General features: G+C 63.7%; 15 protein-coding genes and 1 tRNA gene. 9 read left to right on the top strand and 7 right to left on the bottom strand.

Annotated elements, in window-relative coordinates:
• Positions 1-2: 2 nt before the first annotated feature.
• Complete coding sequence (locus OKW44_RS32100) at positions 3-926, bottom strand: cytochrome C assembly family protein (protein WP_018421859.1); 924 nt, start codon at positions 924-926, stop codon at positions 3-5.
• 81 nt (positions 927-1,007) lie between these two features.
• On the opposite strand from OKW44_RS32100, the gene ffh reads away from it, so the two are divergent.
• Complete coding sequence (gene ffh / locus OKW44_RS32095; RefSeq protein WP_018421860.1) at positions 1,008-2,375, top strand: signal recognition particle protein; 1,368 nt, start codon at positions 1,008-1,010, stop codon at positions 2,373-2,375.
• A gap of 157 nt (positions 2,376-2,532) precedes the next feature.
• Positions 2,533-3,084, top strand: coding sequence for a hypoxanthine-guanine phosphoribosyltransferase (locus OKW44_RS32090; RefSeq protein WP_026226044.1), 552 nt, complete (start codon positions 2,533-2,535; stop codon positions 3,082-3,084).
• 102 nt (positions 3,085-3,186) lie between these two features.
• On the opposite strand, the gene OKW44_RS32085 is transcribed toward OKW44_RS32090, so the two are convergent.
• Entirely contained in the window at positions 3,187-3,786 is a 600-nt protein-coding gene (locus OKW44_RS32085; protein WP_018421862.1) for a MarC family protein, read from the bottom strand.
• 12 nt (positions 3,787-3,798) lie between these two features.
• Positions 3,799-5,535 (bottom strand): proline--tRNA ligase, encoded by a 1,737-nt coding sequence (locus tag OKW44_RS32080; protein ID WP_018421863.1) that lies wholly within the window; start codon positions 5,533-5,535, stop codon positions 3,799-3,801.
• A 299-nt stretch (positions 5,536-5,834) separates the two neighbouring features.
• On the opposite strand from OKW44_RS32080, the gene OKW44_RS32075 reads away from it, so the two are divergent.
• On the top strand, positions 5,835-6,584 hold the full coding sequence (locus OKW44_RS32075; protein WP_018421864.1) for an RNA pyrophosphohydrolase: 750 nt from the start codon (positions 5,835-5,837) through the stop codon (positions 6,582-6,584).
• 76 nt (positions 6,585-6,660) lie between these two features.
• Positions 6,661-7,218: a CNP1-like family protein gene (locus OKW44_RS32070; RefSeq protein ID WP_018421865.1), complete on the top strand. Its 558-nt coding sequence runs from the start codon at positions 6,661-6,663 to the stop codon at positions 7,216-7,218.
• A gap of 132 nt (positions 7,219-7,350) precedes the next feature.
• On the opposite strand, the gene proB is transcribed toward OKW44_RS32070, so the two are convergent.
• The 4 genes from proB to rplU all read right to left on the bottom strand — a co-directional run bounded on the left by proB (position 7,351) and on the right by rplU (position 10,495).
• A complete protein-coding gene (proB, locus tag OKW44_RS32065) occupies positions 7,351-8,469 on the bottom strand; it encodes a glutamate 5-kinase (protein WP_026226045.1) in 1,119 nt (372 codons plus the stop codon).
• Between the two features lie 69 nt (positions 8,470-8,538).
• Positions 8,539-9,660 (bottom strand): Obg family GTPase CgtA, encoded by a 1,122-nt coding sequence (gene cgtA, locus OKW44_RS32060; RefSeq protein ID WP_018421867.1) that lies wholly within the window; start codon positions 9,658-9,660, stop codon positions 8,539-8,541.
• Positions 9,661-9,897: 237 nt separating this feature from the next.
• Positions 9,898-10,158 (bottom strand): 50S ribosomal protein L27, encoded by a 261-nt coding sequence (gene rpmA, locus OKW44_RS32055; protein ID WP_018421868.1) that lies wholly within the window; start codon positions 10,156-10,158, stop codon positions 9,898-9,900.
• Between the two features lie 25 nt (positions 10,159-10,183).
• Positions 10,184-10,495, bottom strand: coding sequence for a 50S ribosomal protein L21 (rplU, locus tag OKW44_RS32050; RefSeq protein ID WP_007180329.1), 312 nt, complete (start codon positions 10,493-10,495; stop codon positions 10,184-10,186).
• 285 nt (positions 10,496-10,780) lie between these two features.
• Here rplU and OKW44_RS32045 point away from each other — a divergent pair, with 285 nt between their 5' ends.
• The 5 genes from OKW44_RS32045 to OKW44_RS32025 all read left to right on the top strand — a co-directional run bounded on the left by OKW44_RS32045 (position 10,781) and on the right by OKW44_RS32025 (position 16,081).
• Positions 10,781-11,773, top strand: a complete 993-nt coding sequence (locus OKW44_RS32045; RefSeq protein ID WP_018421869.1) for a polyprenyl synthetase family protein — start codon at positions 10,781-10,783, stop codon at positions 11,771-11,773.
• 49 nt (positions 11,774-11,822) lie between these two features.
• A tRNA-Pro gene (locus OKW44_RS32040) sits at positions 11,823-11,899 on the top strand.
• A gap of 244 nt (positions 11,900-12,143) precedes the next feature.
• On the top strand, positions 12,144-13,442 hold the full coding sequence (locus OKW44_RS32035; RefSeq protein WP_084754176.1) for an HlyC/CorC family transporter: 1,299 nt from the start codon (positions 12,144-12,146) through the stop codon (positions 13,440-13,442).
• 147 nt (positions 13,443-13,589) lie between these two features.
• On the top strand, positions 13,590-14,846 hold the full coding sequence (locus OKW44_RS32030; protein WP_018421871.1) for a GspE/PulE family protein: 1,257 nt from the start codon (positions 13,590-13,592) through the stop codon (positions 14,844-14,846).
• The gene (locus tag OKW44_RS32025) at positions 14,843-16,081 is read left to right on the top strand and encodes a type II secretion system F family protein (RefSeq protein WP_018421872.1); all 1,239 of its coding nucleotides are present in this window, start codon (positions 14,843-14,845) and stop codon (positions 16,079-16,081) included. The genes OKW44_RS32030 and OKW44_RS32025 overlap by 4 nt, the downstream gene beginning before the upstream one ends.
• Positions 16,082-16,104 lie beyond the last annotated feature (23 nt).

Genomic DNA, 16,104 nt, shown 5'->3' with positions numbered 1-16,104 from the left:
ACTCACACCACGGGCCGGTGCAACAGCACCTCGAAAACAAAACGGCTGCCGACGTACGCGAGCAACAGCGCGACGAACGAGGCCAGCACCCAGCGCAATGCCGCACGGCCGCGCCAGCCGGACACCTTGCGCGCGGTCAGCAGCGCGCCGAACATCACCCACGAAAGAATCGCGAACACGGTCTTGTGATCGAGCCGCAACGCGCGGTCGATCAGCTGCTCGCTGAACAGGATGCCCGATAGCAGCGTCAGCGTGAGCAGCACGAAGCCGGCGCCGATCAGACGGAACAGCAGCTTCTCGAGCGTGAGCAGCGGCGGCAGCGCGTCGAGCCAACTCGACCACCAGCCATTGTCCGCCGCCGCGTGCCTTTGCGCGAGACCACCGCGCATCGAATGCAGACGCCGCTCGACCGCCAGCATCAGCACCGCGTGCAGCGCCGCGATCGCGAACAGACCGTACGCGATATTCGCAATCAGGAAGTGCAGCTTGAACATCGGCGCGGCTGCATACGGCAGCACGCGCACGCCGCCGAACGCGAGCGGCAGCAGCGACGCGACGCACGCGAGCGGCAACACCAGCAGGCGCAGTCCGTCGAGCGGGAAAAAGAAACTCTCGATCCAGTAGATGCCGGCGCCGAGCCAGAACATCGCCGACAGCGCGAACGCGAAGCCGAACACCATCGCGTTCTGCGGGAAGATCGTGGTATGCAGCAGCACGCCGTGAGCGAGCAGCGCGACGAACAGCAGCGCGCGCCCGGGTATGCTCATGCCGGAGGCCATCAGAGCGCCCGCGTTGGCGGCATGACCGGGCAGCGGCGGCACGCTCTCGAGCAGTGGACGCACGGCCACGTGCCGGTGCGAGCGCCAGCCGGCCACGGCAAGACCGCCGTAGAGAAGCGCGGTGAGGGCATACAGTACAATATCCATATTCGAAGTTTACACTAGGGCCCTGCTCCGCGACGTCTTGCGCTTCGCGCGCTGCGCGGGCCCCACCGTTCATCGCTCCCCATGCTCGACAATCTGACTCAACGGATGGCGCGCGTCGTCAAGACGCTGCGCGGCGAAGCCCGGCTCACCGAGGCGAACACCCAGGAAATGCTGCGCGAGGTGCGTCTCGCACTGCTCGAGGCCGACGTGGCGCTGCCCGTCGTGCGCGAGTTCATCGCAAAGGTCAAGGAGAAGGCGCTCGGCGAGGAAGTGATCTCCAGCCTGTCGCCAGGTCAGGCGCTCGTCGGCGTCGTGCAGCGCGAGCTGACCGCGGTGATCGGCGGCGATTACGAAGGCAAGGCCTCCGAGCTCAATCTCGCCGTCGCGCCGCCCGCGATCATCCTGATGGCGGGTCTGCAGGGTGCCGGTAAAACGACCACTGTCGGCAAGCTCGCCAAACTGCTGCGCGAGAAGTACAAGAAGAAGGTGCTGACCGTTTCGTGCGACGTCTATCGTCCCGCCGCCATCGCGCAGCTGAAAACGGTGACCGAGCAGGTCGGCGCGGACTTCTTCCCATCGGAGCCGAACCAGAAGCCCGTCGACATTGCCCGCGCCGCGCTCGACTGGGCCAAGCGCCACTATCACGACGTGCTGCTCGTCGACACGGCCGGCCGTCTCGGTATCGACGAGGCGATGATGAACGAAATCGCCGCGCTGCACGCCGAGCTGAAGCCGGCGGAAACGCTGTTCGTCGTCGACGCGATGCTCGGACAGGACGCGGTCAACACCGCAAAGGCGTTCAGCGACGCGCTGCCGCTCACCGGCGTCGTGCTCACCAAGCTCGACGGTGATTCGCGCGGTGGCGCGGCGCTTTCGGTGCGTCACGTGACGGGCAAACCGGTCAAGTTCGTGGGCGTCGCCGAAAAACTCGACGGCCTCGAAGTGTTCCACCCGGACCGCATGGCCAGCCGGATTCTCGGCATGGGCGACATTCTCGCGCTGGTGGAGGAAGCGCAGCGCGGCGTCGACGTGCAGGCCGCGCAGAAGCTCGCCGACAAGGTCAAGAAAGGCGGCGACTTCGACCTCAACGATTTCCGCGCTCAGCTCACGCAAATGAAGGGCATGGGCGGCCTGTCGTCGCTGATGGACAAGCTGCCCGCGCAGTTCCAGCAAGCCGCGGCCGGCGCCGACATGAGTCTGGCCGAGAAGCAGATGCGCCGCATGGAAGGCATCATCAACTCGATGACGCCGGCCGAGCGCGCCAAACCCGAACTGATCAAGGCGACCCGCAAGCGCCGCATCGCCGCGGGCGCGGGCGTGCAGGTGCAGGAGGTCAACCGCATGCTTAACCAGTACGAACAGATGCGCTCGATGATGAAGAAGCTCAAGGGCGGCAACCTGCAGAAGATGATGCGTGGCATGAAGGGCATGATGCCCGGCATGCGCTAAGCTTGATGGGACCGGCGCGCGCTCGCGCCGAGTGCGGCGCGGCTGACTTCGGCATCGTGCGGGTTTATTCTGTAGCGCATTGCGCCGTCCCTCGCTGGAATGTCCCCCGGGATGTTGCCTCCTACACTATGTATACAGTTACCGTCCGTCAGACGTCATGAACCGCGAAGAAGCCCTCCATATTTTTCGACACTCCGAAGAGATAGTTTCGGCCTCGGACGTCACTGCGTCGATCGCCCGCATGGCGGCTGCCATCCGCGACGAGATGAGCGAGGACTTCCCGCTCGTGCTGTCGGTGATGGGCGGCGCCGCGGTATTCACAGGCATGCTGCTGCCGCACCTAGATTTCCCGCTCGAGTTCGACTACATCCACCTGACGCGCTACCGCAATACGACGAAGGGCAGCAACGAGATGCAATGGCGCGTCGCGCCGGCCGAGTCGGTCAAGGATCGCGAGGTGCTCGTGCTCGACGACATCCTCGACGAAGGCGAGACGATGGCCGCAATCCGCGACCGCATCCTCGCGATGGGCGCGAAGCGCTTCCTGTCCGCGGTGCTGTGCGAGAAAATCATTCCGAAGGCGAAACCGCTGCGCCCCGATTACTGCGGCTTCGAAGTGCCGGACCGGTACGTGTTCGGCTGCGGGATGGATGCGAAGGGCTACTGGCGCAACCTGCCGACCATTCGGGCGTTGACCGAGGGAGCGTGAGCGGGGCATCCGCCCTGCCCTGCCCTACCGGCGAAAAAAAGCAGCCTGCCTGGCTGCTTTTTTATGGCTGCGACGGTGGCAATGCGCGCACCGGCTCGCGCTTCACAGCTTGTGCACGAAAGAGCGGATTCCACCGAGCATCATCTCGACTGAAATCGCGACGAGCACGAGCCCCATCAGCCGCTCGAACGCCGCCATCACCCGTTCACCGAGCCACGCCTGAATGCGCTCGGCGAGCATCAGCACGATCGCACAGATGATCATCGTGACGGTCAGCGCGCCGACCCACTCGAACGTCTTGCCCGGCGCCTGCGAGGTCAGCAGCATAACCGTCGCCAACGCCGACGGACCCGCTAGCGCCGGAATCGCGAGCGGCACGATCAGCGGCTCGCCGCCGCGCGCGTCGCCGCCGAACGGACCGTCCGGATGCGGAAACACCATGCGAAGCGCAATCAGAAACAGCACGATGCCGCCGCCGATCCGCAACGACTGGTCGCTGAGGCTCATCATGCGCAGAAAGCTCTGCCCGAGCATCATGAACACCAGCAGGATCGCAAACGCGATCGCCACCTCGCGCAGGATCACGACCGTGCGACGCTCCGGCGACACACCGCGCAGACAGCTGACGAAGATCGGGATGTTGCCGAGCGGATCGGTGATCAGGATCAGCAGCACCGTCGCGGACAGGAAGGTGTACTCCACTGCCCGCTCCGCTTAGTTCGCCAGCGCCGCGCGCACTTTGCCGATCACGGTCTGCGCGGCATCCGCGACCGGCAGCAGCGTCGCTTCGGCCTCGCGACGGCCCTGATACTCGATCTTGCCGTCCTTCAGACCACGGTCGCCGATCACCAGTCGATGCGGCACGCCGATCAGTTCCCAGTCGGCGAACATCACGCCCGGCCGCTCGCCGCGATCGTCGAGGATCACGTCGATACCGGCCGCGACGAGTTCCGCGTACAGCTTGTCGGCCTGCTCACGCACCGCGTCGCTGCGGTCGTAGCCCATCGGGCACAGCACGACTTCGAACGGCGCAATCGACTCCGGCCAGACGATGCCCTTGTCGTCGAAATTCTGTTCGATCGCGGCGCCGAGAATCCGCGTGACGCCGATGCCGTAGCAGCCCATTTGCATCGGCCGAGGCTTTCCGGTTTCGTCGAGACAGGTCGCGTTCATCGCTTCGGAATACTTGGTGCCGAGCTGGAACACGTGGCCCACTTCGATGCCGCGGCAGATGTCGAGCACGCCCCTGCCGTCCGGCGACGGATCGCCCTTCTTCACATTGCGGATGTCGGCGACGAGCGGCTCCGGCAGGTCGCGGCCCCAGTTCACGCCGGTGGTGTGATAGTCGATGTCGTTCGAGCCGACCACGAAGTCGCTCATGTTCGCGACCGTGCGGTCCGCGATCACCTTGACCGGCTTCTTCGTGTTGATCGGACCGAGATAGCCCGGCGGCGTGCCGAACGTCTCGACGATCTCGGCTTCGGTCGCCATGCGGAAATTACCGAGGCCCGGGAGCTTGGCCGCCTTGATCTCGTTCAGATCATGATCGCCACGCAGCATCAGCAGCCAGATCGTCGGCTCGGCGCCTTCGTTCTCGGTGGCGAGCACGACCGACTTGATCGTGCGTTCGAGCGGAATGTTCAACAGTTCGGCAACCGCCTCGCACTTCGCCTTGCCGGGCGTCGCGGTCTTCTTCATCTCTTCTTCCGGTGCCGCGCGCTCTGCGATTAGCGGTAGCGCTTCGGCTGCCTCGACGTTCGCGGCGAAATCGGAGGTCGGGCAATACGCGATGTCGTCTTCGCCGGTGTCGGCGATCACATGGAACTCATGCGAGCCGCTGCCGCCGATCGAGCCGTTGTCGGCCGCCACCGCGCGGAAGTCCAGACCGAGGCGCGTGAAGATGCGCACGTACGCGTCGTACATCTTGCGATACGACTCGCGCAGACCCTCCGCGTCCTTGTCGAACGAGTACGCGTCTTTCATGATGAATTCGCGGCCGCGCATCACACCGAAACGCGGACGGATCTCGTCGCGGAACTTCGTCTGGATCTGATAGAAGTTGACCGGCAGTTGGCGATAGCTCTTGATCTGGTTGCGCGCGATGTCGGTGACCACTTCCTCGTGCGTCGGGCCCATCACGAAATCGGCCTGCTTGCGGTCCTTGAAGCGCAGCAGTTCGGGACCGTACTTCTCCCAGCGCCCCGATTCCTGCCACAGTTCGGCCGGCTGCACGGCCGGCATCAACAGCTCGATGGCGCCTGCCCGGTTCATTTCCTCACGCACGATCGCTTCCACCTTGCGGATCGAACGCAGGCCGACCGGCAGGTAGTTATAGATACCGCCCGCGACGCGACGGATCATACCCGCGCGCACCATGAGCTTGTGGCTGATGATTTCGGCGTCGGCGGGCGCTTCTTTGAGAGTGCCGATAAAGAAACGGGAAGCTTTCATTCAAGGTGTCCAAAAGCGGCGGCTTCCGGTAGGACCGCCAGAAAAGGGGAAATGGGGAAAATCGACACAGATCCGCGGCGAAGCCGGTAGGGTTCGCCCGACTGGCGGCGCCCTGCCCCTGTGCGGCGCCGAAACCGCCGCGCAAAGCCTCTCTCACAAGGGATAGGCACGGAAAACCGACAGGCTACCGCAAACCCGGGCCTGTTGCGGCGAATCGCTCCATTCTTATGCGATTCGGTGCGTAGGGTCCGTTATCTGTTTATAATCAAAGCAATTTTAAAGGATTCGAAGGTGGTTGTATGCTGGATCGTGAAGGCTTTCGCCCGAACGTCGGCATCATCCTCTTGAACGCGCACAACGAGGTGTTTTGGGGCAAACGGCTCCGTGAACATTCCTGGCAGTTTCCGCAAGGGGGCATCAAATATGGTGAGACCCCCGTGCAAGCGATGTATCGGGAGTTACACGAAGAGACCGGGCTGCTTCCTGAGCACGTCAAGGTGATCGGTCGCACGCGCGACTGGTTGCGTTATGAGGTGCCTGACAAGTTCATCAAGCGCGAAGTACGCGGTCATTACCGCGGCCAGAAACAAATCTGGTTTTTGCTCCGGATGGTAGGACGCGACTGCGACATCTGTTTGCGCGCCACCGACCACCCTGAGTTCGATGCGTGGCGTTGGAACGAGTATTGGGTGCCGCTCGACTGTGTGATCGAGTTCAAGCGGGATGTGTATCAGCTGGCGCTGACGGAGCTGTCCCGTTTCATGCGCCGGCCTGCGCCGCGTGCGGAAAAACCAGGCGGGCATCATGGGTCGCGTTATCCCCGGATAGCGTCGTCGATGCAAAGCCCGCCGGATTCCACGGTAAGCATGGCGGTCACCACCGTCACTACCGTAACTTCGGTCAGCGTCGAAACTTCGACGCACGTGCTGGTCGCGCCGGATTGCGGTCCCGGCTCACCGGATGCGAACATGAGATCGGAGCACGAGTGCGAAACGGCCGAAGCCGACGAGGCCGTCGCCCCGTTAGTCCGACGAGGCGTGCGCAATTAACCATTCCAGGCGGCGGCTCGCGCCGCCTCTCTCTGGCGCGGCTTTCGAGCCGCGTCTGTCTCTCGAGGGAATCAGATTGAAAGCATTTGCATTCGCCGTGGCGTGCGTCGCCACCGGCGCCCTGCTGGCAGGCTGTTCGAGCGCCGGCAAACCGACCAACAAAGACGACAGCGAGTTCACCTATCTGCTTGACCGCAAGAGCAACTGGGTTGAAAACAAGGTCGACACATTGCCGCCGCTGCCCTCCGATGCGAACCTGCTGCCGTTCGAAGTCTCCGGCAATACGCCGCTGCAATTTGCGATCGACCCGAAGTCGGTCAGCGTCGGCGACGACGGCGTCGTGCGTTACACGGTGGTCGTCACGAGCCCGGGCGGTGCGCGCAACGTCAATTACGAGGGCATCCGCTGCGACACGTATGAATGGCGTCAGTATGCGGGCCTGAACGCCGATCACGACGGCTGGGACACGACGGTCGCGAACCCGTTTTCGCGGATCGAAAACGGCGCGCTGAATGCGTATCAGGCCGCGTTGTATCAGGACTATATGTGCGCAAACAAGATTCCGATCGGCAGCGCGCAGCACATCGTCGAGAACATTCGTTACAAGCGCACGCAGACGTCGCAGATTCATTGACGCCGTTGCGCGGCGCGCGCCCGGCTCAGGCGCCGTTGCTTATACGTGACGATTAAAAAGCCGTTCCAGCCTGCGCTGGAACGGCTTTATTGTTGGCTCTTCATACGCGCGATATGCGCGCCGCCTCGCAGGTCAAAGCACCACGAGATTGTCGCGATGAATCAGTTCGGGCTCGAGCATATAGCCGAGCACTGACTCAATTTCGCCGCTCGGACGCCGCTGGATCAGTTTGGTTTCCGCGCTGCTGTAGTTCGTCAAACCACGTGCGACCTCGCGGCCTGACGCGCTCAGACACGCGATCACCTCGCCGCGCGCGAATGCACCCTGCACACCGACGATGCCGATCGGCAGCAAGCTCTTGCCGCCGGCGGTCAGTTTTTCAACCGCGCCGTCATCGATCACGACGTGGCCGCGCACCTGCAGGTGATCGGCCATCCATTGCTTGCGCGCCGCCATGCGCGCGGTGCGCGCCATCAGTTCGGTGCCGATCGCCTCGCCGGCCGCCAGTCTCACCAGCACGTCCGACTCGCGCCCACTCGCGATCACCGTATTGGCGCCGCTATGGGCCGCACGCTTCGCGGCGAGAATCTTGGTCAGCATGCCGCCGCGGCCGAGGCTCGAGCCCGCACCGCCCGCCATCGCCTCGAGCTCAGGCGCGCCGGCGTCGGCTTGCTGGACGAGTGTCGCGGTCGGGTCCTTGCGCGGATCTGCGGTGAAAAGGCCTTGCTGGTCCGTCAGAATGATCAGCGCGTCGCCCTCGATCAGATTGGCAACCAGCGCGCCGAGCGTGTCGTTGTCGCCGAACTTGATTTCGTCGGTGACGACCGTGTCGTTCTCGTTGATGATCGGTACAACTCCGAGCCCCAGCAGCGTGAGCAGCGTGGAGCGAGCGTTCAGATAGCGCTCGCGGTCAGCAAGGTCAGCGTGAGTAAGCAGGATCTGCGCAGTCTGGATGGAATGTTCGGCGAAGCGGCTTTCGTACACTTGCGCGAGACCCATCTGACCGACCGCCGCGGCCGCCTGCAGCTCATCGATTTCACGCGGCCGCTTCGTCCAGCCGAGCCGCTGCATGCCCTCGGCGATCGCGCCCGAGCTGACCAGCACGACTTCCTTGCCTTGCGCGCGCAGTGCGGCAATTTGCGCGGCCCAGCGGCCGATCGCCACATGATCGAGGCCACGCCCGTCGTTCGTGACGAGGCTCGAACCGACTTTGACGACCAATCGCCGTGAATCTGCGATGACGGAACGCATTGTGCGCTGTCTCCCAAGATGACGCGTGATGCATACCGGTACCCGCCGCTGGCGCCGGCGCTCGAGTTGTTATTCCTGCGGATCGGTGCCGGCTTCGCGGGTCGCGGCCGGTACTTGCGTACCGTCGCGGAAACGCACGTCGGAGGCTAGGTCTTCGGCTTCGGCCGCGCGTTGCGCGTCGGAGTGCTCGGCGAGGTAGTCGAACACCGCGTAGCAAAGATTTTCACAGCCTTGGCCAGTCAGCGCCGAGATCTCGAACACCGGACCGTCCCAGCCGAAGCCGTCGAGGAAAGCCGCCACGCGCGCTTCGCGATCGTCCTCAGGCACCATGTCCAGCTTGTTCAGCACAAGCCAGCGCGGCTTTTGATAAAGCTCTTCGTCGTACTTGCGCAGTTCGTTGACGATCGCCTTCGCTTCCGCGACCGGATCGATCGATTCATCGAACGGTGCGATGTCGACGATGTGCAGCAGCAGCCCGGTGCGCTGCAGGTGGCGCAGGAATTGATGGCCTAGGCCGGCGCCTTCCGCCGCGCCTTCGATCAGCCCCGGAATGTCGGCAATCACGAAGCTGCGGCTCGGCCCGACGCGCACGACGCCAAGGTTCGGCGCGAGCGTGGTGAACGGGTAGTCGGCGATTTTCGGCTTCGCGTTCGACACCGACGAGATAAACGTCGACTTGCCCGCATTCGGCATGCCGAGCAGACCGACGTCGGCCAGAACTTTTAGTTCGAGGCGGACCATGCGGCGCTCGCCCGGCTTGCCGTCGGTCTTCTGACGCGGCGCGCGGTTCGTGCTGGACTTGAAATGGAGGTTGCCGAGGCCGCCGGCTCCCCCTTGCGCGATTTGCACGCTCTGGTTGTGCTCGGTCAGATCGGCGATCAGCTCGCCGGTTTCCATGTCCGTGATGGTGGTGCCGACCGGCATGCGCAGCGTGATGTCGTCGCCGCCCTTGCCGTAGCAATCCGAGCCGCGGCCGTTTTCGCCGTTGCGCGCCAGATGTTTTTTCGCGTAGCGGTAATCGATCAGCGTGTTGATGTTGCGGTCAGCCACCGCGATCACGCTGCCGCCCCGGCCGCCGTCACCGCCATCGGGGCCGCCGAACGGGACGAACTTCTCGCGGCGCATCGACGCGCTGCCATCCCCTCCGTCGCCGGCGATGACTTCAATCCTCGCTTCGTCAATGAACTTCATGCGTTACTCCGTCACGTGGTGTACTGCCCGATTCGATGCAGGGGTTGATACTGATTGGATGCTGCTATTTTGCCGCGCGCGCCGCGCGTTGATCAATCGACCGAACTCCATAGTCCGCCGATGAGGAGCGGTCGGCTGCGCGGCTTCGGCGCCAAGCTAAAGAGGCGCCGCAATAAAAAAGGCCCCGCGAACTTCGCGGGGCCTTTTTCCGGTCCTGAAGCCCGTGCCTGATTAAACTCAGGCTGCCGGGACGACGGAAACGGTGTGCTTCTTCGCCGCGCCCTTCGTCGAGAACTGGACGTGGCCGTCCTTCAGCGCGAACAGGGTGTGATCCTTGCCCATGCCGACGTTCTCGCCAGCGTGCATGCGCGTACCGCGCTGACGCACGATGATGCCACCAGCGTTGATAGCCTGGCCGCCGAAAACCTTAACGCCGAGGCGTTTCGATTCGGAGTCGCGGCCGTTCCGGGACGATCCGCCTGCCTTTTTGTGTGCCATTTGATTTGCTCCTTAACCGGTGCGCTTACGCGTTGATCGCGTCGATGCGCAGTTCGGTATAGTTCTGGCGGTGGCCGCCATGCTTCTGGTAGTGCTTCCGGCGACGCATCTTGAAGATCGTCACTTTGGCGTGACGACCTTGCGACACGACGGTAGCCTTGACGGAAGCCCCACTGACCAGCGGCGTACCGAACTTAATCGATTCGCCTTCGCCCACTGCGAGAACCTGGTCGAGCGTGATTTCAGCGTCAATGTCTGCCGGTATCTGTTCTACTTTAAGTTTTTCGCCGACGGCAACCTTGTACTGCTTGCCACCGGTTTTTATGACCGCGTACATTGAGAACCTCACTCTGTATTCATTTTTCCCACGCACCGCGCGCGGAAACTCTCGATTATACATAGAGTTAGCTGCTCGGTCAAAACCTGCTTACCAAACCGTCTACCGTCCGGCTTTGCCCTCCTTCCCAGGCGCTCGCAGATGGCATACCTGCGACGCGCGGCGCCCCGCAGACGGCCTTGGCAGGCGCCCCGCGCGCCATGCGGAATGCATCCACGCCGCAGCCGACGACCCGGAAGCGCCCCGATCGCCTTATAATTCGCGGCACTACCCAATTCAGCCATCATGTCGTCGACTGCCACCACCTCCCCCAACGTCGCCAGCCTGCTTGCTCCGATCGCCGAAGACATGCAGCAGGTCAATCGCGTCATCCGGCAACGTCTTGCGTCGGACGTGATGCTGATCAATCAGATTTCCGAGTACATCATCAGCGCCGGCGGCAAGCGGCTGCGGCCCGCGCTGCTGTTGCTGGTGGCGGGCGCGCTGGGCGATACGACGGGGCACCGGCACGAGCTGGCAGCGGTCGTCGAATTCATTCACACGGCCACGCTGCTGCATGACGACGTGGTCGACGAGTCCGACCTGAGGCGCGGCCGCCAGACCGCCAATGCGCTGTTCGGCAACGCGGCGAGCGTGCTGGTCGGTGACTTTCTCTACTCACGGTCGTTCCAGATGATGGTCGGCGCGGGCAAGATGCGCGTGATGGAAATTCTGTCGGAGGCGACCAACATCATCTCTGAAGGCGAAGTGCTGCAGTTGTTGAACATGCACGATGCCGACGTCGACGAAGTCCGTTACATGCAGGTGATCCGCTACAAGACCGCAAAGCTGTTCGAGGCGGCCGCCCAGCTCGGCGCGGTGCTGGCCGCCTCGGACGCGAAAACCGAAGCCGCCGCCGCCGAGTACGGCCGTCGCATCGGCACCGCGTTCCAGATCATGGACGACTGGCTCGACTACACAGGCACGGCCGAGTCGATGGGCAAGAACGCCGGCGACGATCTGCGCGAAGGCAAACCGACGCTTCCGCTCATCTATCTGATCGAACGCGGCACACCCGAGCAGTCGGCGCTCGCGCGCGAAGCCATCGAGCAAGGCGGCACCGACCGTTTCGATACGATTTTCGACGCGATCACGCGCTCGGGCGCGCTGGATCACACGCTCGAGTGCGCGAAACAGGAGGCGCAGGCAGCCGCGGCAGCAATTTCGTCGTTTCCCCATTCCATTTTCAAAGAGAGCCTGCTAGACTTATGTTCTTACTCGACGGCAAGGCAGTCTTGAATAAGACTGAAACACCGAATTAGTCTGAATCGAGTCAGCAGTACCAAATCGGGGTGTAGCTTAGCCTGGTAGAGCGCTACGTTCGGGACGTAGAGGCCGGAGGTTCGAATCCTCTCACCCCGACCAGATTGTCCTTGTTAGCTCAAGGTTCAAAACCGCCGCAGCGTTGCTGGGCGGTTTTTTGTTTTGCGCGGCGCTTTTTTCGTTGCTTTCGTGCTGCCCTTCGCCGCTTTCCTTCCTCCGGCTCGTCAGGCACAGTGCGTACGTTGCCACGTTGTCGTTCTAGCGGCGTCAGCCGCCGTCCACGCCAGAACGCGCGGCCCCCTCTGCTATATTCTCTCCATCCTTTCCCCCTATTTTTTCACGACGCGTGGAACAACTTCCCTTATGGGCGCAGATCGGCGCCGTCCTTCTGCTCCTTGTCTGCTCCGCCTTCTTTTCCATTTCCGAGACAGCGATGATGGCGCTCAATCGTCATCGCCTCAAACATCTCGCCAGCAAGAACACGCTCGGCGCAAAGACGACTCAGGGCCTGCTCGCAAAAACCGATCAGCTGCTCAGCGTGATCCTCATCGGCAACAACCTGTTCAACACGATCATTCCGGTACTGACGACATCGCTCGCGCTGCACACGTTCGGCCGCAATAGCCTCGTGCTGTCGATCGCGACCGGTATCGTCGCGTTCCTCATTATCGTGTTCGCGGAGATCACACCGAAGATCGTCGGCGCGACGTTTCCCGAGAAAATCGCGCTGCCCGCGAGCCTGCTGATCGCGCCGTTGATGCGCGTCGCGAGACCACTGATCTGGTTTGTCAACTTGTTCGCGACCGGCATCCTGCGCGTGCTGCACATCAACACGAAGGGCGCGCGCGACCAGCGGCTGTCCACCGAAGAACTGCGCACCATCGTGCTCGAGTCGGGAAGCTTCATGCCCACCAAGCACCGCAGCATCCTGCTGAACCTGTTCGACCTCGAAAACATCTCCGTCGATGACGTGATGATCCCGCGCCGCCGTATTGAGGCGCTCGACTTCGATGCGCCGTTCGAACAGATCCTGCATCAACTGGAGACCTGCTATCACAACAAGCTGATCGTCTACCAGGGCGACATCGACCGCGTGCTCGGTGTGCTGCACGTGCGCAAGACGCTGTCAGGGCTGCACAACCAGGAGCTCGAGCGCGATACCTTGCGCGAGCTGCTCGCCGAGCCGTACTTCGTGCCAAGCGGCACGCCGGTGTTCCAGCAGCTGCAATACTTTCAGGAGAGCCGGCAACGCATCGCACTCGTCGTCAACGAATACGGCGAACTGCAAGGCCTCGTCACACCGGAAGACATCATCGAGGAACTGATCGGCGAATTCACCACGTCGATTCCGCGCAGCGCCAGCTCACGCGGTGGCTGGAACGAGGCGGGCGAATGCATCGTCGCGGGAAGCATGCCGTTGCGCGAGCTGAACCGCTGGCTGCAACTCGGGCTGCCCACCGATGGCCCCAAAACGCTGAACGGCCTGATTCTCGAAATCCTCGAAGACATCCCCGACGGCGACGTCTGCGTGCGCATCGGAGACACCAAGCTCGAAGTGATGCGCAGCGACGATCAGGCGATCCGCACCGTCAAGCTTTTCAAATCGCCGTCGCGCACGAAGGCCGGTAAAGCACGGTCAGGCTGAACTTGGCGCCGTCGCTCGCTGATTCACAGTCAGCATCGCACAGGCTCGCGACACGCGCCATTAGCCGAATGGCCGAATGGCATTCGGACGCCCGCAACCGGAAGATGAAACCGTCATGTTCTACAGGCGGCTCATCACCGGTCACTCATGCAAACAACCTTTGCCACCGCCGCGGCATCGCCGCGCCCACTCTCTGTCGACGGCGAATCCAGCGCAACGAGTCTGAGCGATCCCGACAACGCCCCAGCCGTGCGTCTATTGACCGACACGTTGCACGAAGCGACGCGGCGCAATGCGTCGGATATCCACATCGAGCCGGCCGAACATGGCTGGCGTGTGCGCCTGCGTATCGACGGCGTGCTGCATGAAATCCCGCGGCCGCCCGCACATCTGCGCGACGCGTTCGTCACGCGTGTGAAAGTGCTCGCGCGCATGGACATCGCCGAGCGACGCGTGCCGCAGGACGGCCGGCTACGCCTCGCGACGTCGCCAGGGCGACTCGAGGACTACCGCGTCAATTCGCTGCCGACGCTGTTCGGCGAAAAGCTTGTACTACGACGGCTCGACGCGCTGCCCGCCGATCTTTCGCTCGATTCGCTCGGCCTCGATCCGGGGCAGCGCGAAGCTGTCGACGCCGCGATCCGCGCGCCGCACGGTCTGATGCTCGTAACCGGACCGACGGGTAGCGGCAAGACACTATCGCTGTACTGCTTCCTGAACCTGCTGAATGGCGAGGCACGCAACCTCTGCTCGGTGGAAGACCCAGCCGAGATCCAGCTGGCCGGCATCAACCAGGTCAGCGTGCGCGAAAAAGCCGGCCTCACTTTCGCGGTCGCGCTGCGCGCGTTCCTACGCCAGGACCCGGACGTGATCATGGTCGGCGAAATCCGCGACAACGAAACCGCCGACGTTGCCGTGAAGGCCGCCCAAACCGGTCACCTCGTGCTGTCCACGCTGCATACGAACGACGCGCCCGCGGCCATCGCGCGGCTCGTCGATATCGGTGTCGAGCCGTACAACCTTGCCGCAGCGCTGCGCATGGTGACCGCGCAGCGGCTGGTGCGGCGACTGTGCGTCGCATGCCGCGCGCCCGCGCCGCATTCGCCGGCGGCACTCCGCGCCGCGGGCTTTGGCGAACACGAGCTCGACGGCTGGCAACCGTATGCGGCGACCGGCTGCGCGGTTTGTCATGGCATCGGCTATCGGGGGCGCGTCGGCATTCATCAGGTGATGCCCGTTTCCGACGCGATGCGTGAGCAGATCGTCGCAAGCGCGGGCGCGCACGAGCTGGCCCGCCTCGCGCAGATGGAACAGGTCGCGACGTTACGCGACGCGGCGCTTGCGCGCGTGCGCGACGGCACCACGAGTCTCGCCGAAGCGCTCGCCGCCACGGAGGTCGCATGAGTACCGCCGAGCTGTCACCAACAAAGCCCGTCTCAGCCGATCTGCGCTTCAGATGGCGCGGCGTCGACGCGGACGGCACGCGCCAAAGCGGCACGCTGATCGCGCCCGACGCGAGCGCCGCACGCACGATGCTCAAACGCGACAACCTCTTTATCGTCGAACTCGCAACGCGAGGGCCGGCGCCACGCCCGAAGACCAGCGCGGCCGCTGTCACGCTGTTCACGCGACAACTGTCCAGTCTGCTGCGTGCCGGTTTGCCGCTCGCGCCCGCGCTCGAACTACTCGCGCAGACGCCGACGTCGGGTCAGCGGCAAGGCATGCCGCGTATCGTTGGCACTGTCGCGCGCGATATCACCGCCGGCCTGCGGTTTTCGGCGGCCTTGCAGCGACACCCGGCGCAGTTCAATGCGCTGTATTGCCAGCTCGTCGAGGTGGGTGAAGCGGCGGGCGCGCTCGTCACCGTGCTCGCCCGCCTCGCCGACGATCGCGAACGCGCCGCCGCGCAGCGTGCCAAGGTGCGCGCGGCTCTCACCTATCCAGTCGCAATCCTGCTGCTCGCGATCGCGATAACCGTCGCATTGCTGGTGTGGGTCGTGCCGACGTTCAAGCAGATCTTCGATGGCTTCGGCGCGAAGCTGCCCGCGCCGACGCAGTTCGTGCTGGCGCTCTCGGCGGCCGCCGCGCGCTGGAGTGTGCCGCTGTTCATACTGGTGCTCGCAATGAGCCCGGCCATCACGCTCGTGCTGCGTCGTTCGATAAGCGCTCGCATCCGCTTCGCGCGCCTGTTGCTCGACCTGCCGGTGGCCGGCCCGCTGCTGCGCACGCTGTGCGCGGCGCGCTGGAGTCGCGCGCTTGGCACCTTGATGTCCGCCGGCACGCCGCTCGCCGACGCATTCGATTCGCTCACTCAGGCGACCGGCAATGCCTTCTTCGATCGCGCGACGGCAAGCATCGCCATCAGATTGCGGCGCGGCGAACGGCTCGCCGCGGCCATGCTCGCGGCCCGCTGCTTTCCTCCCGAAGTCGTGCAGCCCGTTGCGGTCGCGGAGGAATCCGGCGCGCTCGACAGCATGCTGCTCGATGTCGCGTCGCTTGCGGATCGCCAGGTCGACGACAGGATTGGCACGCTATCGAGCCTGTGTGAACCGCTCGTGATCGTCGTGCTCGGCACACTGGTCGGCGGCCTCGTCATCGCGATGTATCTTCCCATTATTCAACTCGGCAACGTGGTGTAGCATCGCAGCCGAATCCACTTCGT

The organism is Paraburkholderia lebeckiae (genome assembly GCF_050436325.1).
Taxonomy (GTDB): Bacteria; Pseudomonadota; Gammaproteobacteria; order Burkholderiales; family Burkholderiaceae; genus Paraburkholderia; species Paraburkholderia tuberum.
This window is presented reverse-complemented; position numbering and strand designations above follow the sequence as displayed.

Bases quoted from the DNA above. Each gene is read 5' to 3' on its own strand.
- OKW44_RS32100 (WP_018421859.1), bottom strand. From the start codon at position 926: ATGGATATTGTACTGTATGCCCTCACCGCGCTTCTCTACGGCGGTCTT.
- OKW44_RS32080 (WP_018421863.1), bottom strand. From the start codon at position 5,535: ATGAAAGCTTCCCGTTTCTTTATCGGCACTCTCAAAGAAGCGCCCGCC.
- OKW44_RS32075 (WP_018421864.1), top strand. From the start codon at position 5,835: ATGCTGGATCGTGAAGGCTTTCGCCCGAACGTCGGCATCATCCTCTTG.
- rpmA (WP_018421868.1), bottom strand. From the start codon at position 10,158: ATGGCACACAAAAAGGCAGGCGGATCGTCCCGGAACGGCCGCGACTCC.
- rplU (WP_007180329.1), bottom strand. From the start codon at position 10,495: ATGTACGCGGTCATAAAAACCGGTGGCAAGCAGTACAAGGTTGCCGTC.
- ffh (WP_018421860.1), top strand. From the start codon at position 1,008: ATGCTCGACAATCTGACTCAACGGATGGCGCGCGTCGTCAAGACGCTG.
- OKW44_RS32090 (WP_026226044.1), top strand. From the start codon at position 2,533: ATGAACCGCGAAGAAGCCCTCCATATTTTTCGACACTCCGAAGAGATA.
- cgtA (WP_018421867.1), bottom strand. From the start codon at position 9,660: ATGAAGTTCATTGACGAAGCGAGGATTGAAGTCATCGCCGGCGACGGA.
- OKW44_RS32030 (WP_018421871.1), top strand. From the start codon at position 13,590: ATGCAAACAACCTTTGCCACCGCCGCGGCATCGCCGCGCCCACTCTCT.
- OKW44_RS32025 (WP_018421872.1), top strand. From the start codon at position 14,843: ATGAGTACCGCCGAGCTGTCACCAACAAAGCCCGTCTCAGCCGATCTG.
- proB (WP_026226045.1), bottom strand. From the start codon at position 8,469: ATGCGTTCCGTCATCGCAGATTCACGGCGATTGGTCGTCAAAGTCGGT.
- OKW44_RS32045 (WP_018421869.1), top strand. From the start codon at position 10,781: ATGTCGTCGACTGCCACCACCTCCCCCAACGTCGCCAGCCTGCTTGCT.